The following is a 16764-nucleotide window of genomic DNA, read 5'->3' as shown; positions in this document are numbered from 1 at the left end:
GACATTATGGGAAGAGCTAAATTCCTTTGCGATGCCGAGCGCTGCATTGAATGTAACGCCTGCGTCACCGCCTGTAAGAACGAGCACGAAGTGCCGTGGGGCATCAACCGCCGCCGTGTGATCACCATCAACGACGGCAAACCCGGCGAGCGGTCGATCTCGGTCGCTTGTATGCACTGTTCGGACGCGCCCTGTATGGCGGTCTGCCCGACCGACTGCTTCTACCAGACCGAGGACGGCATCGTTCTGCACTCCAAGGATCTGTGCATCGGCTGTGGTTACTGCTTCTATGCGTGCCCCTTTGGCGCGCCGCAGTATCCGCAGGCGGGCAACTTCGGTACCCGCGGCAAGATGGACAAGTGTACCTTCTGCGCTGGTGGCCCCGAGGCCGACAACTCGGTCGAGGAGTTCCAGAAATACGGTCGCAACCGTATCGCCGAAGGCAAGCTGCCGATCTGTGCTGAAATGTGCTCGACCAAGGCGCTGCTGGCCGGTGACGGCGACATCGTCTCCGCAATCTACCGCGAGCGTGTTGTGGCCCGTGGTTTTGGGTCCGGCGCTTGGGGCTGGGGCACCGCCTACGAGACCAAGGCGAACTGATCCGTTCGGCCCGCGCCCCCGACCATAGGGGCGCGGTTCACGAAACCAGCGGCCCGCGGACGATCCAAGTCCGCGGGCGCATCTTCTGAATTCAGGGACCTTCGGGAATGGCGCGCATTTCGACGAAATTTCTAACCCTGCTGGTTGCGGCCTTTGTCGGGCTGACCAGCGTGGCTGTGGCCCAGACTGTACCGGCACCGGGGGAACCCCGCGCCGAAACCGGCGGGGCACAGACCCTGGCGGATATCCTGCGCCGTCAGGAACAGCAAAAGGTGGACGACAGCTTCCGCCGCGACAACATCGGCAACCCCGAAACAGCCGCGCCCATCGACGGGCAGCTTGGCACGCGGGGCGGGGTGTCGGATTCCGAATTCTGGCGGGCCTACCGCTATAACGAACTGGACGAACTGGGCACCGTGCGCGCCTCGGCCAAGGGGCCGTCGGGCGACACCAGCGTGACCAGCGTTGTCATCCAGAGCACCGGCATGGAATGGCTGAGCTTCCGCAAAGGGCCGCTCAAGGATTACGGCGGCTACCTGCTGCTGGGGACGATCGGCATTCTGGTGCTGTTCTTCCTGTTCCGTGGCCGCATCATGATCGACGGTGGCAAGTCGGGCAAAACCATCACCCGCTTTATCGGGATCGAACGGTTCGCTCACTGGACCATCGCGGGCAGCTTTATCCTGCTGGCTCTGACCGGTCTGACCCAACTGTTCGGCCGCTTCTTTATCATCCCCTATCTGGGCCACGAGGCCTTTGCCCCCATCGCGATCTACGGGAAATGGATCCACAACAACGTCTCTTGGGCCTTTATGCTGGGTCTGGTGATGGTGTTCGTGATGTGGGTCTCTCACAACATCCCGAACCGTCTGGACCTGAAGTGGTTCGCGGTGGCAGGGGGCCTCTTCTCGAAAAACGTCCACCCGCCTGCAAAGAAGTTCAATGCGGGCCAAAAGGTCGTCTTTTGGGGCGTGGTGCTTCTGGGGGCCTCGATCTCGGTCTCTGGTCTGTCGCTGCTGTTCCCGTTCGAGATGCCGATGTTCGCGGCCACCTTCCACCACCTGAACGATCTGGGTCTGCCGCAACTGGTCGGCCTTGACCCGCTGCCCACCGATCTGGCCCCCCAGACCGAGATGCAGCTGGCCCAAGCATGGCACGCCATCGTCGCCTTTGTCTTTATGGCGCTGATCATCGGCCACATCTATATCGGCTCGGTCGGGATGGAGGGCGCGTTCGACGCCATGGGGTCCGGTCAGGTAGACGAACAATGGGCCAAGGAACACCACGGCCTGTGGTACGAGGAAGTCACCGGCAAACCCGCCTATCACGACAGTCACCCCGCGGAATAAGAGCAAGGAGTTCCCCATATGAAAGCCATGTTCATCGCCTTTGTCGGGATCATCGTGATTGCGGTCGGTGCGGACCAGATCCTGCACCACGCCGGTTTCGCGATTGACGAGGTTACATCTGCCCCGTCGGTTCGGTTAGACTGAGCCAAAAGCCAGAGCGGACCCGCCATGACACCCAGCACCCAGCCCGCCGCGCAGCCCCCCGCCGAGGGGGCTTCGCAGTCTCATATCGACCGTGCGATCCGGCATGTGTCGATCCTGATCGTCGATGACGAGCCGGGGATGCGGAACTATCTGACCCGCACGCTGGAGCCCCGCTGCAAAAAGGTCATGGCCGCCGCCAACGCCGAAGAGGCCAGCGCGCTGCTGGACGCGCACCACTTTGATCTGGTGCTGCTGGATAACGTGATGCCGGGGCAGTCCGGGCTGGACTGGCTGGCCGAGCAGCGCCGAGTGGGCCTGTTCGCCGAGGCGATCATGATGACCGCCTATGCCGATCTGGAAACCGCCATCCACGCCATGCGGGTGGGGGCGTCGGATTTTGTGCTCAAGCCCTTTCGGTCGAACCAGATCCTGAACGCGGTCAACCGCTGCATGGTGCAGAAATACCTGCGCCGCGAAAACTTCTTGCTGAAGTACGAACTACAGGCCGACAGCTTGGCCGCCCGTGGCCGCCTGATAGGCACCTCTCCGGGGATCGAGAGCGTTCGCAAGACGCTGGAACGTGTCGCGCCCATGCCCACGCCGGTGCTGTTCACCGGCGCCAGCGGCACGGGCAAGGAAATCTGTGCCCGCACCCTGCACGCCATGTCGGACCGAGCCAATGCGCCCTTTGTTCCGATCAACTGCGCCAGTATCTCGCCCGACCGCCTGTCGCGCGATCTGTTCGGGGACCCGACCCAGCCGGGCTCTGACGGGCTGCTGGTTCATGCCTCTGGCGGGACGATCTTTCTGGATGAGGTCGCAGAACTGCCCCTGCCGATGCAGGGCGAGCTTCTGCGCGTGCTCGAGGATGGCAGCCTGCGCCCCCACGGGTCCGAGCGGGAGATGCCCCTGAACCTGCGCTTTGTGTTCGCCACCAACGCTGATCTGGACCGCGCGATGGAAGAGGGGCGCTTCCGCCGCGACCTCTATCACCGGATCAACGTGGTGAATATCCAGATGCCCCCCCTGCGCGAGCGGGTGGGCGACATCCCCGAACTGGCCGAACTGTTCATGGGAAAATTCTCGCGCCAGCTGGGGGTCGAGCCTTTGGTATTGACCGATCAGGTGCTCTTGAACATGGCCCGCTATGACTGGCAGGGGAACGTGCGCGAGCTGAAGAACCTGATCGAACGGTCCTTGATCCTTGGGGAATTTCCCCCTGAATTTGCGGGCAGCGCCGATGGCGGCGACAACGAGCCCGTGGAAAGCTTGCATGCAGTCGAACGTCGGCACATTCTGAGCGTGCTGGAGGCCTGTGGCGGCAACCGTGCCGAAGCGGCGCGGCGCCTTGGGGTCAGCCGCAAGACGATCGACCGTAAATGCAGCATGTGGAATGTCTGAACGCATCAGAAATCCGGTAAGCCTTCGTAACACAGTCCGCGCGCGCCTGCTGGTGATCGCGCTCTTGCCCATTCTGATCCTGCTGCCCTTGCTGCTGGTCACCGCCGTCAAAAGCTGGTCCGACCGGATGAACGAGGTTCTGACCGCCAAAGTATCCGGCGAACTGACCGTCGCCCGCCAGCACCTTGACGGTCTGGTGCAGGACCGCAGCGCCGCGATCGAGGCGTTGGGCCGCTCCGCCCTGTTCCGCGACCAGTCCCGCGCGCCCTCGACCATGGGCGGGTTCCTCGAGGCCGAGCGCCTGAAGATGGGGCTCGACTTTCTGTATTATGTGACGCCGCGGGCCTATGTGGTGATGGCGGGGCAGGGCGGCGGCGTGGCCGATCCGCGCAACTGGCCGGTGGTGAATTCGGCCCTGAACGGGCGCAGTCAGGCGGCGATTGATGTGTTCACGCAGACCGATCTGGCGGGCCTGTCCCCTGATCTGGCGGCCCGCGCGCGGCTGGAACTGCTGCCGACCCAAGGGGCCGTGCCCACGGACCGCGCCTTGGAAACGCGGGGGATGGTGGTGCACGCGGCGGCCCCTGCGCCCGGCGGCGCCTTGGTCGGCGGCGTTCTTTTGAACCGCAACCTTGGTTTCATCGACGAGATCAACGATCTGGTCTACCCCGAGGGCAGCCTGACCGGCGCCAATGACGGCACCGCGACCCTGTTTCTGGACGATGTGCGCGTCAGCACCAACGTCCGCCTGTTCGAGGGGCAGCGCGCCCTTGGTACCCGCGTCTCGGCCGAGGTGCGCGACCGCGTCCTGCAAAAGGGCGCCACGTGGACGGCCCGCGCCTTTGTGGTGAACGACTGGTATATCTCGGCCTACGAGCCCATCCGCGACAGCTTTGGCCGGCGGATCGGGATGCTCTATGTCGGGTTCCTAGAGGCACCGTTCCGGCAAGCCGAACAACGTACCCAGATGGTAATCTGGTTCAGCTTCCTTGCGGTGATCGCAGTGACGGTGCCGGTGCTGCTGTTCTTTGCCCGATCCATTTTCCGCCCGCTGGAACGGATGAACCTCGCCATCGCGCGGGTCGAAGGCGGGGACCTGAGCGCGCGTTCCGAAATATCCGGTCGGGATGACGAGATCGCCCGCCTTGCGGCCCATCTGGACACCCTGCTGGACCAGATTCAGGAACGCGACCGCCGCCTGCGCAACTGGGCCGAAGAGCTGGAAACCCGCGTCACAGAACGCACCGCCGATCTGCAAGAGGCCAACGAGCAGCTGGAAATCACCACCCGCCAACTGATCCTGTCGGAAAAGCTGGCCGCCTTGGGCGAGATCACCGCAGGTGTCGCCCACGAGATCAACAACCCCCTCGCGGTGATCCAAGGCAACCTCGATGTCATTCAGGACCACATGGGCGAGGCCGCGCTGGAATACCGGATCGAGTTCAAGCTGATCCAAGAGCAAATTCAGGCCATCAGCATTCTGGTGACCAAGCTACTCAGCTTTTCCCGCCCCGAGGAATTCGATCTGCCCGAACAGGGGATCAATCCCGACAACGTGGTGCGGGCGACCTTGCCCTTGGTGCAGCACATCCTGACGAAATCGGGCGTCGCGCTGCATCTGGAACTGGACGGCGCGGGCGACGTGTCCATGAACGAGACCGAGCTTCAGCAGGTTATCGTGAACCTGATCACCAATGCGGTGCAGGCGATGCCTGCGGGCGGAGATATCTACATCCGCACCCGTCTGGACGATGGCTGGGCCCGCCCCATGATCGTGCTCGAGGTGCGGGACACCGGCGCGGGCATGACCCCCGAGGTCAGCGCCCGCATCTTTGATCCGTTCTATTCCACCAAGGGGGCCAAGGGCACCGGTCTGGGCCTGTCGATCACCCGCGACATCCTGCGGCGCGCGGGGGGCTCGGTGTCTGTCAGCAGTGTGCCAGGGCAGGGGGCGACCTTTACCGTGCGCCTGCCGATCAAAGAGCAGCTGCCCTACTGACGGCGGGCGAGTTCGGCTTCGATCGTGTTCAGAACGTCGGTGCTGCGGAAGGGTTTGCCCACGCAGGCATCGAACCCAGCCCCAAGGTATTCCTGAATCTGGTCGGCCATGACGTTGGCGGAAATCGCGATGCAGGGTGGGCGTTTGCGGCCGGTTTTGCGGGTGATGGTGTCAATCGCCTCGAGCGCGGTCAGGCCGTCCATCTCGGGCATCGAGATGTCCAGCAGGATCACGTCCCACTCGCCATCGGGGAATTTCTCGACCGCCTCGCGTCCATTGGTGACCAGAACCGCGCGCATCCCCGCCCGTTTCAGCAGGCTGCCAAGGATCAGGCGGTTGGTGCCGTTGTCGTCGGCGGCCAGCACGTTCAGGCCCGTCAGAATGGTCGAGGGCGCGGGCGCCGGTTCCGGCTGTTGGACCTCGGCCGAGGCGTCTGAGACCGGCAGAGGCACGCTGACCTCGACCTTGGTGCCTGCGCCCTTGCGGCTAGTTACGTCGATGCGGCCGTTCATCATGGTGACCAGACGGCGGATGATCGACATCCCCAACCCCGTGCCCCCATAGCGGCGGGTGATCGCGCCGTCGGCTTGCTCGAAATCCTCGAATATGCGGGTGATTTCCTCGGGGGTCATGCCGATGCCCGTGTCGATCACGGTGAACACCAGATTACCGTCCGCAGGGTTGTCCATCCTGAGGGTGATCGAGCCCTTGTCCGTGAACTTGGTGGCGTTGCTCAGCAGGTTGTTCAGGATCTGCATCAGGCGCATGGGATCGCCCTCGCGCCGCGGACCGTTGCCCGAGGGCATCTCGACGATCAGGGGCACGTCCTTGCGTTCCGCGGCAAGGCGGTGCAGGCCCGTGGCCCGCCGCACCAGTTCCTGCGGGTCAAAGGGTTCGGGCATCAGCGCCAGCTTGCCGGCCTCGATCTTGGACAGGTCCAGAATGTCGTTCAGGACATTCAGCAGCACATCGCCGGATTGGCGGATCGTTTCGACCATCTCGGCGTGACGGGGCGAGGTGATCTCGTGGGACAGAACCTCGGCCATGCCCAGAATGCCGTTCAAGGGGGTGCGGATTTCGTGGCTCATGTTCGCGATGAACTGGGATTTCATGCGGTTGGCGCTTTCGGCGCGGTGCAGGGCGCGGCCCAGTTCAGCGTTGCTTTGCAAAACCTCGGTCACGTCCTTGAGCAGCAGCATCCAGCCCATACAGCTTTGCGATCCGCGCAGGGGCTTGTCGATGGGGATGACGCGCAGCTCGTAACTGCGGCCCTCGGCCACCAGCAGGCTGCCCTTGGGCTGGGTATAGTCAAAGGCCAGCGTGTTCAGTTCTTCCCAATCGGCCAGATAGACGGCGCTGTCATTGCCGGTTTCCGCACGCAAAATGTCGAAGGACGGGTTGGTCACGATGAACTTGCCATCCTCGTCGATCACGGCGACGGGCTGCTCGGCATCAAGGAACATGTAGCTCTGGGCAATTGAGGCGATGTCGAAAACCTTGTTTGTCAGGATCATCCGCACCAGCAGGATCATCACCATCGAAAACAGGAACGGCGTCGGATCAAAGCCATAGAAGCTGATCCCGAACACCACATAGGCCACGTTCCCCGCCGAAGGGATCAGCGTCATCAGGAACAGCGTCAGAAAATAGGTGCGGAAGGCTGGCTGCGCGCGGATCAGGCTGCGCAGGACAATGACGATCGACGCCACCAGAAACAGATAGAGATAGGCCGCCGCCAGATAGAACAGCGGGCCGTGCAGGTATTCCAGCGCGATCCCGTGCTCTATTTCGATGATCTTTGTGCCATCCAGATAGAACAGGTGGTGCATGCCGTTCGTGGTGGCCAGTAGCACGATGGCAAACGGCGAGACGATCATGGACGCCAGCCGCGGTAGGCTCATCGCGTCTGACCGCGCATGGGAATAGTCATAGAGGAAGTAGCACCATGCGGTCGGAAGCAGCGTGATGAACAGGTAGCTGATCTCTGCCCACCACATCTTGCATTCCGGCGCGCTGCTGAGCAGTTCCAGCAGAACCCCCAAGAGCCAGCCTTGGGTCGCCAGAAAGCCGATCAGGAAATAGGGGCGGCCGTGGAACTCGCGTTTGCGCAGCACGGTCAGCCCTGCGACAGCCACGCCGGCAAAGGTTGCCATCGCCACATAGGCGGGCATGTGCGGGGCGGTCAGGGCGAAACACTGAGGCGTATGCAAACCGGAACTTCCTCTGGACTAGGGCAAGAAGCCTTCTGTCCAGTGCTGCCAGATATGGCCGCAAATAAGGAGGTGCCCTATGGGCTAATCGCCTGAGTAATTCGGGGGTAAGATTGGCGCGACCCGACCTTTTGGTCGGGTCAAAGGGGATCAGGCGCGCGGGCTGCCTTGGGACAGGGCGCGCAGATCGTCATAGGAGGGGGTCGGGGCGGCGGCGATGACGCCATCGGCCTTGGCCGGTCGACGAGAGATATTCTCGGCGGTCCACGCGATGAAGAGCATGGCACCGATCCCGACCAGAGGCAGTGTCCAGCCCATCCACTCGGGCTGATCGGCGGCAGCCATCGCCACCTGCGCGGTCAACGACATCAGCGTTCCGGCCGAGAACACCAGCAGACCCTGACGACCCATCATAGCAAAGGGCTCGGTCCAGCGCTGTTTGCACAGGCGCACCACAACGCCCGCATGGGACATCACATAGGTCAGTGCCAGAATGTGCAGCATCCGGGGCAGGGTGACAAAGGTCTTGTCATGGGCAACCAGATGGAAGGGCGCACCGGCGCGGCCCATCGACAGCATCAGCGAGTTCATGAAACTGCCCAAGGGCGCGATCTTCATCCACGCGACCACGAACACCAGAAATGCGGTGCATCCCCAGAAGAGGACGGGTTTGTAGGGGATGAACTGTTTGCCCTGACGTTTGCACAGGCCGGTCATCAGGCCCGCAACGAACAGGATTTGCCACGCGAAAGGGTTAAAGAACCAGCCGCCGGGATTGGGAAAGTTCGGCAGGTTCCAGCGGTAGAGACCGGTAAAGAACCACAGTGCCACCGATAGCCCCATCATCAGCGCAGGGCTGCGCAGGCCAATCATGATTGCAATTGGCGCGGTCAGCAGCAGCACGGAATAGGCGGGCAGGATGTTCACATAGCCAAGCTGGTGCCCCAGCAGGGGCAGGCCAACCAGCGTTTCGGCAGTCTCGCCGAACACCTTGGCCATGTTAATCTTGGTCACCATGTCCGGTACGCCGAACCACAACGCGCCGCCCGCAAAGATTGCGATAGCCCAAGCGGTTAGGAAGATCTGGGTCATGTAGAGGGTCCACGAGCGTGACCACAGCGGCTGTATCGCGGCCCACAGGCCCTTGGCCGCGCGCTGCGCAGGCATGAACCGCCCCGAATAGGCCAGACCCGCAGCCATGCCCGACAGCATAAAGAATGCCTCGGCCGCGTCGGAGAACCCGAAATTCCGGTTGGTGTAATTCTCGTAGGGGTTGCCCGGCACGTGGTTGATGAAAATCATCGTCAGCGCCAGCCCGCGGAACACATCCAAGCGGGGGTCACGGGGGCTACGAGTCGGCTGGCTGGCAGGTGCCTTGGGAAAGGGCACCAGCTTGGCTTCAGGCTGGGGCATGGTTGGCTTTTCCTTCGCCAGCGGCGGCGCCATGGGCGTCTTCGTCCTGCCAGCGGTTGTGAATATCGTGATAGGCGGCCACCACGGGGGCAGAGGTGCTCTCGGACGGGGTGACGAAGAGAAAGTGGGTCAGGGGCCGCGAAGTGATCGCGATCAGGAACGGCGCCAGCAGCATCGGCACGCAGACCGGCATTAGCCACAGGATCAGATCGGGGGCCACGTAGTACACGGTGGTCAGGGCAATCGCGCCCGAACCGGTAATCCACATGCCCGCGCCGACGCCCTGCCACAGGGTCAGCTTACCTTCGCCGCGCTGGTTGGCGGGCCAGCCGCCATCCTTGCCGGACAGAACCTGCAGGACCGCGCGGCTCTGGTACATCAGCATCAGGGGCGCAAGGAACGAGGACAGCAGGATTTCGGTCGCAACCGACAGGCCCGCGCGCAGGGTGCCGCCAAAGCCCGCAATCTTGCCCGAGCGGACGACCGCAGACAGGATCAGGAACTTGGGAACGATCAGCAGGCCGACGATGCCGATAAAGAGGGCCGTGATTTCCTTGGTCCGGTCATCGGGGAAGACGGGGAACAGCTGATAAGGTTCGGGGAAGTAGTCGGGCAGGGGCGCCATGATGGTCGCCAGCACCGAGGCCACCAGAAAACAGGCCCAGATCAGCGAGACGATATAGGCAAAGATGCCCTGAACGAACACAAAGCGGCTCCACGGTGCCAGACCCGGCGCCAGCAGAAGACGGCTGTGTTGCAGGTTGCCCTGACACCAGCGGCGGTCGCGGCGGGCATAGGACAGGATGTTCTCGGGGCCTTCTTCATAGGAGCCTTCGATGGTCTCATCCACCAGAACCTTCCAGCCGTTGCGGGCCAGAAGCGCGGCCTCGACATAGTCGTGGCTCAGGATGTGACCGCCAAAGGGGGGCGGGCCTGCCAGTTCGGGCAGGCAGCAGCTTTCGGCAAAGGCTTTGACGCGGATGATCGCGTTGTGACCCCAGAACGGGCCGGTCGCGCCCTGCATACGGGCCAGACCACGGCTGAAGATCGGGCTGTGGAAGCTGGCGGCGAACTGCATAGCACGGCCAAAGAAAGAGTTGCCGTTCACGATCTTGGGCAGGGTTTGCAGCAGACCGATATCGGTGTCCGCCTGCATACGGGCGACCATGCGGCGGATGGTTTCGCCTTCCATCAGGCTGTCGGCGTCCAGAATGACGGCCAACTCGTAGGCACCACCGGATTTGCGGATGAAATCCTCGATGTTGCCGGCCTTGCGACCACGGTTATCGGTGCGGCGACGATAGAAGATGCGCCCACGGCCATTCGTTTCGCGGATCAGGCGCAAATAGACCTGTTCCTCGATCGCGGCGTTGGCGGGATCGCGGGTGTCGGACAGGATCGCGATATCGGCAGGCATGTTCGCCGCATGCAGCGAACGGTCCATTGCCGCGATGCGGGCAAAGGTCGATACCGGATCTTCGTTACAGATGGGGACCAGCACCACGGTCGAGGGTGCAGGCAGCTGCAAATCGGGCGAGGGGACCGGCCGTTTGCGGGCTGCCAGCCCGAGGCACGCTTGCGCAGCGCCCCAGGCCAGCCATGCTGTGGTGATCAGGATCAAAAAGGCCCTGAGCACATCCCAGACATCGACGCCGTCCTGAATTGTGGCATCCACCATCAGAACTGTGGCTGTAGTGGCGGCAAAAGCCGCAAACGCCAGTGTCGCGATACGATAAAAAACAGTGCGACTGTCTAACGGAGGCAGGCGTCTCATCTTGGGTCGTATTTATGCGATCAGGCCCACTGGCGCGGAACCAGAAGGCGGATCAGATTGGTCATGAACGGCCTTTCGGCGCGCGGGGTTTCCAGCACCTGCTGGGGCATGTCCAGAGGTGCAACCGGAGGAGCAGCAAAAACATCCATGTCCACAATATCCACCGAGTGAGAAGGATTGTTACGGATCAACGTGGTCATTCTTTCATCCACTGATAAAGCCAGGTTTCGGTCAAAGACTGCTCGTAGCCTTCGATTGATGCTTTTAGTTCCACAACAGAGTCCGAGGTCGCGCGGACTTCGATCACAAGGCGCCAAATGTTCGTTCCGCTGATTTTGCTCAGAACGGTCTCGGCGACTTCGCCTCGGTTGACTGTTACGTTTGCTTTAACGTCCGCGTCGTCCGGAAGTTCCGAGAGCGCGCCGCCCTGGAAATCAACCACGAACTTGCGGGTGTCCGCTTTTTCCTCGACGCCAGCGACGCCGCCTTCGCCCACGCGGGTGCGAATGACGCGGGCGCGGTGCTCAGATCCGTCAGCCTCGGGCTTGTAGCCCCAGTACATGCGGTAGGACAGCTCGATCGCCTGACCGGCCTTGGCTTCGGCCTCGGGGATCCAGAAGGCCACGATGTTGTCGTTGGTCTCCATGTCCGAGGGGATCTCGACCAGACGGACAGAGCCTTTGCCCCAGTCGCCCACGGGCTCGATCATCAGCGAGGGGCGCTTTTCGTAATGCGCCTGCGCGTCGAGGTAGTTGTCGAAACCGCGGCTGCGCTGGACCAGACCGAAGGACTGGGGGTTCTCGGCCCCAAGGTACGAGGACGCCAGACGGGTCGGGTTTTTCAGCGGGCGATAGAAAGTCTCGCCTGCGCGGGTGTTCAGAACCAGCGCCTCGCTGTCATGGACGGCGGCGCGGAAGTCGTCAAAGTTGCCTTTGTCGTTGCCCGCGAACAGGAACATCGAGGTCAGGGGCGCGATACCCAGCTGCTCGACGTCGTTGCGCATGAACAGGCGTGCGGTCACATCGACCACGGTGTTGTCGCCGGGGTTCACCACAAAGCGGTAGGCACCGGTCACCGAGTCAGAGGTCAGCGCGGCATAGATGGTCACGGTGTCCGAGAAGGGCGCGGGACGCTCCAGCCAGAATTCCGAGAAGCGGGGGAACTCTTCGGAGCCCGACAGGCCGGTGTTCACCGCCAGACCGCGGGCGCTGAGGCCATAGACGTTGCCCTTGCCCAAGGCGCGGAAGTAGCTGGCGCCAAGGAACACGATCAACTCGTCAAAGATGTCGGCGCGGTTCATCGGCGCGTGCACGCGGAAGCCAGCCACACCGGGCATCTCGGCATCTGCGGGGACGCCAGAGTTCTCGGGGTAGTAGAAATCCTTGGTCGAGAACGCCATCGGGCGCGCTTCGCCGTTCACCACTTCGTTGATGTGTACGGGCTGCTTGAACAGCCAGCCCAGATGGAACGCATGCAGGCGGAAATGCTGGCCTTCGTCCTGCCAACGGGCGCGCTCGGGCAAGAAGCGGATGCGCTGGTAGGCGTCATAGTTCAGGCCGGCCAGGAAACCGTCGATTGTTTCCGGCTCGGGCAGGGGCGCGGCAGCGGCGGCCTTCATGCGATCCGACAGCATGTCGAACGTGAAAGGCTGACCCAGCGCCTCCTGAGCTTTCGCGAAGGTTGCGGGAATCAGTGCAGTTGCAGCAGCGGTGCATGCGAGGCCGGCCAGAAACGAACGGCGGCCGAATGCGGGGTATTCGGGGTGTTGGGCAGTAGGCTGCTGCATCTTAAACAATAGCGACTCCAGCAAAAAAACGGGTTGGTACCAGTCCACTTATTTTAATCACGGCAGCGATGGCGCAAGTCCAAAAGTTGTCGCTGCATAGCAGAATTTTGCTCATGGCGGGATATGCTCAAAGTGGTGGCGGTTGGCGGGGTGTTGGGGTTTCTTAAGTGCCCTTTGAACCTGACTGTTTCTATTTTCCCATTGTTTGTTGGGGTCTAGGCAGTTGTCGGCAGGTCGGGGGGCGTTTCGAGGGGGCGTTTTTTAAGGTCTGGTTACCTATGATGCTGCGCGAACTGTTGCTCATGCTGCACTGCAGATGAGCGGCTGTGTCGCACTATTGCACTAGGTCAACTTTTTGTGCGCACCCCAAAGGTCATGAAAAGCAGCGTTTTCTCGCAAAATGTACCGACTCGTATTGCGAAGATCGATATTTGCGGTGTGCTCCTGACGGGGAGATTCGCTGAATTTCGAGGCAGATTTATGCTGCACCTGCGATGCAAGTTCAGCGGGAAAATCCCGCGACGTCAGGCAGGTGATATCGTTGATCAAAGGACGACAGTTTCCCGCGACGGAAAAGCGCGCGGCCAACGTAATGTCAGTGCGAGAGGAAGTGCAAAGCGCGGTCATCTTGTAACGATACTATGGGTTGTTCCGGTGCCGTCGGGGGAAGGGGCCGACAAGCAGCGCTCTCGTGTCATCAAAGTGTCATTTAGTAAAGCGCGACGAAGGCTGTGTGTCCGTCCGGCGCCCATTTTTCACACATATTTGAGGGCAGATATGTCCTTTGAAACACGCTTTGCTCGCGGCGCAGGCAAACAGCATGTTCAGCGGCCCTAAACGGATGCTCTGGCTACATATTTGAGAGGGAATTTAGGTGGAGGCGAGTAGGAGAATCGAACTCCTGTACACGGATTTGCAATCCGCTGCGTCACCACTCCGCCAACTCGCCGCCGTGTGGTTCGGGCTGATTAGACCATCCGTCCGAGAGGCGCAAGCCCTCATGTTGAAGGAAACGTCGATACAACCGTTGCCGTGCCTGTGCTAATGTGGCATGACGCCAAAGACCTCACTGAACGAAAGAGTTTAGTCCCATGACTGATTTCGCCAAGCGCCGCACAATGATGGTGGATACGCAGGTCCGCCCCTCGGACGTGACCAAGTTTAACGTGATCGAGGCGATGCTGGCCGTACCCCGCGAAGTCTATGTTCCCGAAGCGCTGATTGAAGCCGCTTATATGGGTGAGAACATCGAACTGGCAGGCGGCCGCGTGATCCTCGAGGCGCGCACCACCGGCAAGCTGCTTGATGCCCTGGATATCCAGCCCGACGAGATGGTTCTGGATCTGGGCTGTGCCTATGGTTACTCGGCCGCTGTCGTTGCCCATCTGGCTGAAGCGGTGATCGCCGTCGAAACCTCCGAATTCGCCAAAGAAGCCGAAGCCACCCTGTCGCAGAACGGCGTCGACAACGTCGCTGTCATCGAAGGCGAGCTGGCTGAAGGCGCCGCGAAGCACGGCCCCTATGATGTCATCATCGTCGAAGGCGGCGTCGAAGAGCTGCCCGCAGCCATCGAAGCCCAGTTGAAAGAGGGTGGTCGAATCGGTGTGATTTTCCAAAGCGGTGCCTTGGGCACTGTTAAGGTCGGTTACAAGCTGGATGGCCTGATCAATTGGCGTTATTCCTTTAACGCGGGTGCTCCGGTGCTCAAAGGATTTGCAAAACAGCCAAGCTTTGCGCTCTGATCGCAATGGGCATGGGTGTTGTTTTTAAGAAAAGCCCCCATGCTTTCGGGGCGAAGGAGTTTGAATATGGCGGATTTTAAAAAGTACCTGAAGAGCGGTGTCGCCGCACTCGCTCTTGCTGTTGCGGCTGCGGTTCCTGCCAACGCCGACACACTGGGGGATGCTCTGGTCAAGGCCTACAAGAACAGTGGCCTACTGGAACAGAACCGTGCCTTGCTGCGTGCCGCAGACGAGGACGTGGCACAAGCAGTAGCGGGTCTCCGCCCTATTCTGGCATATTCGGCCTCGGTCACCGCGAACCGCGAATACCAAAGCCTTGGCCCGCTTTCGGCCCGCTATGACGCGCTGAACGAGACCACCACCGCGAACCTGACCCTGTCGGCCAGCCTGCTGCTGTACGATGGTGGCGCATCGCGCATGGGCATCGACGTCGCCAAAGAGGCAGTTCTGGCCACCCGCCAGACCCTGCGCGCCGCCGAACAGACCGTTCTGCTAAACGCGGTATCGACCTACATGACCGTTCTGGCCACCAGCCAGATCGTCAGCCTGCAGAAAAACAACGTGAACGTTCTGGACGAGCAGCTGCGCGCCTCGCGCGAGCGTTTCGATGTGGGTGAAATCACCCGTACCGACGTTGCTCTGTCCGAAGCCGCCCTGGCGACCTCGAACAGCGATCTGGTTGCCGCACAGGGCGATCTGGCCGATGCGCGCGCCGCCTACATCACCGATATCGGTGAGGCTGCCGGCAGCGTTTCGCAGCCCAAATCCTTCCCCGTTGCGGTGAACTCGGTCGAAGAGGCCCTGCGGATCGCAATGCGCAGCCACCCCAGCCTGATTGCCGCGCAGCACGCTGTTGCTCAGGCAGAGCTGAACGTGGCCATCGCCCAAGCCGCTCGCAAGCCCGAAGTGTCGCTCAGCGCGTCGGTTGGCACCACCCGTTACCTGCAAGAAGACACCACCGTCTCGGAGAACAACTACCTCAACGACGCGAGTGTCGGCGTGAAGGTAAGTGGCCCGATTTACTACGGTGGCGCGATCAGCTCTGGCGTGCGTCAGGCGATGGCGTCGCGTGATGCGTCGCGCGCTTCGCTGCACACCACTAAGCAGTCGATCGAAGAAGCGGTGCGCGTTGCGTACTCGGCTCTGACCCAAGCCCGTGCGGCGCGGGGCGCTGCCGAAGAATCGATCCGTGCGAACACCGTGGCCTATCGCGGCGTCAGCGAAGAGGCATCTTTGGGGGCCCGCACCACGCTGGACGTGCTGGACGCAGAGCAGGACCTGCTGGATGCCCGCGCATCGAGCATCACTGCGGCGGCCAATGAATACATTGCCGCTTATGCGCTTCTGTCGGCGATGGGTCTGCTGAACACCGAGTATCTGAAGCTCAACGTGCCGACCTACGACCCCGAAGCCTATTATAACACTGTCAAAAATGCGCCTGCCGTGATCAACACCCGCGGCGAGAAGCTGGACGAAGTGCTGCGCTCGATCGGCAAAAAATAAAATACGCGTTGGCAAGCGGTTGTGAGATCGCTTGCCAACCGTTACCCTTAGCGCATTGTCTCGTGAGGGTGGAATGTCAGAGCCAAACACCAATGTAGATATCGAGGATGTCCTCACCTCCATTCGCCGACTCGTTTCCGAGGAGGCGCACGATGTCGTGCTGGAGAAGGTGAAGCCTCATGGCGCCGCCGACAGGCTGGTGCTGACCCCCGCTTTGCGGATCGCAGAGCCCCCCGTTCAGGTCGCCGAACCCGAAGAGGTGGTCATCACTACCGTCGAGGCCGCGCCCGAAGTGGACGAAGCGCCTTTCGTAGAAGTTGATCCCGAGACCGAGATCACCGATCTCGATTTCACGGCCGAGCCCGAAGAGATCGAATTCGCCGAGGTCGAAGAGGTCGAGGTGGCGCCCCTGCGCCGCCCTGCGGACAACCTGCCGATCGACCAGAAGATTTCCGAGCTGAGCGCCGCGTTCGACCGCGCCAAGGCCGAGTACGAGCCCGAAGAGGGTGACGTATTCGGTGGCATCGCATCGCCGCTGCCTTGGGCCGAAACCCATCCCAGCGACCAGCTGTCCGGCAAGGCAGCAGGCGAGGGCCCCCTCGATGACGACGCCTTTGACGAGGATGACGCATCGGACAGTGACGACGAGGTCCCCATGTTCGACCAAGAGGTTCTGCGTGCGATGGTCGCTCAGATCGTCCGAGAGGAGCTTCAAGGCGAGCTAGGAGAGCGGATCACCCGCAACGTTCGCAAGCTGATCCGGCGCGAAATCAACCGCGCTCTGGCGATACAGGATCTGGAATAACCACCTGATCCACCGGAATAAAAAAGAGCGCCTAGGCG

At 61.7% G+C, this 16764-nt stretch carries 13 protein-coding genes and 1 tRNA gene; 8 read left to right on the top strand and 6 right to left on the bottom strand.

Features of this window, described 5'->3' with window-relative positions; translation table 11 throughout:
* The first annotated feature begins 6 nt into the window (after positions 1-6).
* From fdh3B to HJ536_RS11150, 5 genes are all read left to right on the top strand, one after another.
* Positions 7-600 carry a formate dehydrogenase FDH3 subunit beta gene (fdh3B, locus tag HJ536_RS11165; protein WP_176853856.1) on the top strand — a complete coding sequence of 198 codons (594 nt, stop codon included), beginning with the start codon at positions 7-9 and terminating at the stop codon, positions 598-600.
* Between the two features lie 107 nt (positions 601-707).
* Positions 708-1949 (top strand): formate dehydrogenase subunit gamma, encoded by a 1242-nt coding sequence (locus HJ536_RS11160; protein ID WP_177157751.1) that lies wholly within the window; start codon positions 708-710, stop codon positions 1947-1949.
* 18 nt (positions 1950-1967) lie between these two features.
* Positions 1968-2093, top strand: coding sequence for a hypothetical protein (locus HJ536_RS21105; RefSeq protein ID WP_265575600.1), 126 nt, complete (start codon positions 1968-1970; stop codon positions 2091-2093).
* A gap of 24 nt (positions 2094-2117) precedes the next feature.
* A complete protein-coding gene (locus HJ536_RS11155; protein ID WP_177157750.1) occupies positions 2118-3494 on the top strand; it encodes a sigma-54-dependent transcriptional regulator in 1377 nt (458 codons plus the stop codon).
* Positions 3487-5493: a sensor histidine kinase gene (locus HJ536_RS11150; RefSeq protein WP_177157749.1), complete on the top strand. Its 2007-nt coding sequence runs from the start codon at positions 3487-3489 to the stop codon at positions 5491-5493. Before HJ536_RS11155 ends, HJ536_RS11150 begins: the two co-directional genes overlap by 8 nt.
* On the opposite strand, the gene HJ536_RS11145 is transcribed toward HJ536_RS11150, so the two are convergent.
* From HJ536_RS11145 to HJ536_RS11120, 6 genes are all read right to left on the bottom strand, one after another.
* Complete coding sequence (locus tag HJ536_RS11145; RefSeq protein ID WP_177157748.1) at positions 5487-7703, bottom strand: histidine kinase N-terminal 7TM domain-containing protein; 2217 nt, start codon at positions 7701-7703, stop codon at positions 5487-5489. The two genes, HJ536_RS11150 and HJ536_RS11145, sit on opposite strands and share 7 nt — an antisense overlap.
* Positions 7704-7853: 150 nt before the next feature.
* Positions 7854-9116 carry an OpgC family protein gene (locus HJ536_RS11140; RefSeq protein WP_177157747.1) on the bottom strand — a complete coding sequence of 421 codons (1263 nt, stop codon included), beginning with the start codon at positions 9114-9116 and terminating at the stop codon, positions 7854-7856.
* On the bottom strand, positions 9103-10890 hold the full coding sequence (gene mdoH, locus HJ536_RS11135; RefSeq protein ID WP_177157746.1) for a glucans biosynthesis glucosyltransferase MdoH: 1788 nt from the start codon (positions 10888-10890) through the stop codon (positions 9103-9105). The genes HJ536_RS11140 and mdoH overlap by 14 nt, the downstream gene beginning before the upstream one ends.
* A gap of 20 nt (positions 10891-10910) precedes the next feature.
* Positions 10911-11090 carry a hypothetical protein gene (locus tag HJ536_RS11130; RefSeq protein ID WP_176853849.1) on the bottom strand — a complete coding sequence of 60 codons (180 nt, stop codon included), beginning with the start codon at positions 11088-11090 and terminating at the stop codon, positions 10911-10913.
* Entirely contained in the window at positions 11087-12676 is a 1590-nt protein-coding gene (locus tag HJ536_RS11125) for an OpgD/OpgG family glucan biosynthesis protein (protein ID WP_176853848.1), read from the bottom strand. The genes HJ536_RS11130 and HJ536_RS11125 overlap by 4 nt, the downstream gene beginning before the upstream one ends.
* Before the next feature lie 875 nt (positions 12677-13551).
* Positions 13552-13625 (bottom strand) — tRNA-Cys (locus HJ536_RS11120).
* Between the two features lie 142 nt (positions 13626-13767).
* On the opposite strand from HJ536_RS11120, the gene HJ536_RS11115 reads away from it, so the two are divergent.
* The 3 genes from HJ536_RS11115 to HJ536_RS11105 all read left to right on the top strand — a co-directional run bounded on the left by HJ536_RS11115 (position 13768) and on the right by HJ536_RS11105 (position 16726).
* Entirely contained in the window at positions 13768-14418 is a 651-nt protein-coding gene (locus tag HJ536_RS11115; RefSeq protein ID WP_177157745.1) for a protein-L-isoaspartate O-methyltransferase family protein, read from the top strand.
* Between the two features lie 66 nt (positions 14419-14484).
* A complete protein-coding gene (locus HJ536_RS11110) occupies positions 14485-15921 on the top strand; it encodes a TolC family outer membrane protein (RefSeq protein WP_177157744.1) in 1437 nt (478 codons plus the stop codon).
* A 73-nt stretch (positions 15922-15994) separates the two neighbouring features.
* Entirely contained in the window at positions 15995-16726 is a 732-nt protein-coding gene (locus tag HJ536_RS11105) for a hypothetical protein (protein WP_177157743.1), read from the top strand.
* The last annotated feature ends 38 nt before the right edge of the window (positions 16727-16764 follow it).

This window comes from Donghicola mangrovi, assembly GCF_013377535.1.
GTDB lineage: Bacteria > Pseudomonadota > Alphaproteobacteria > Rhodobacterales > Rhodobacteraceae > Donghicola > Donghicola mangrovi.
This window is presented reverse-complemented; position numbering and strand designations above follow the sequence as displayed.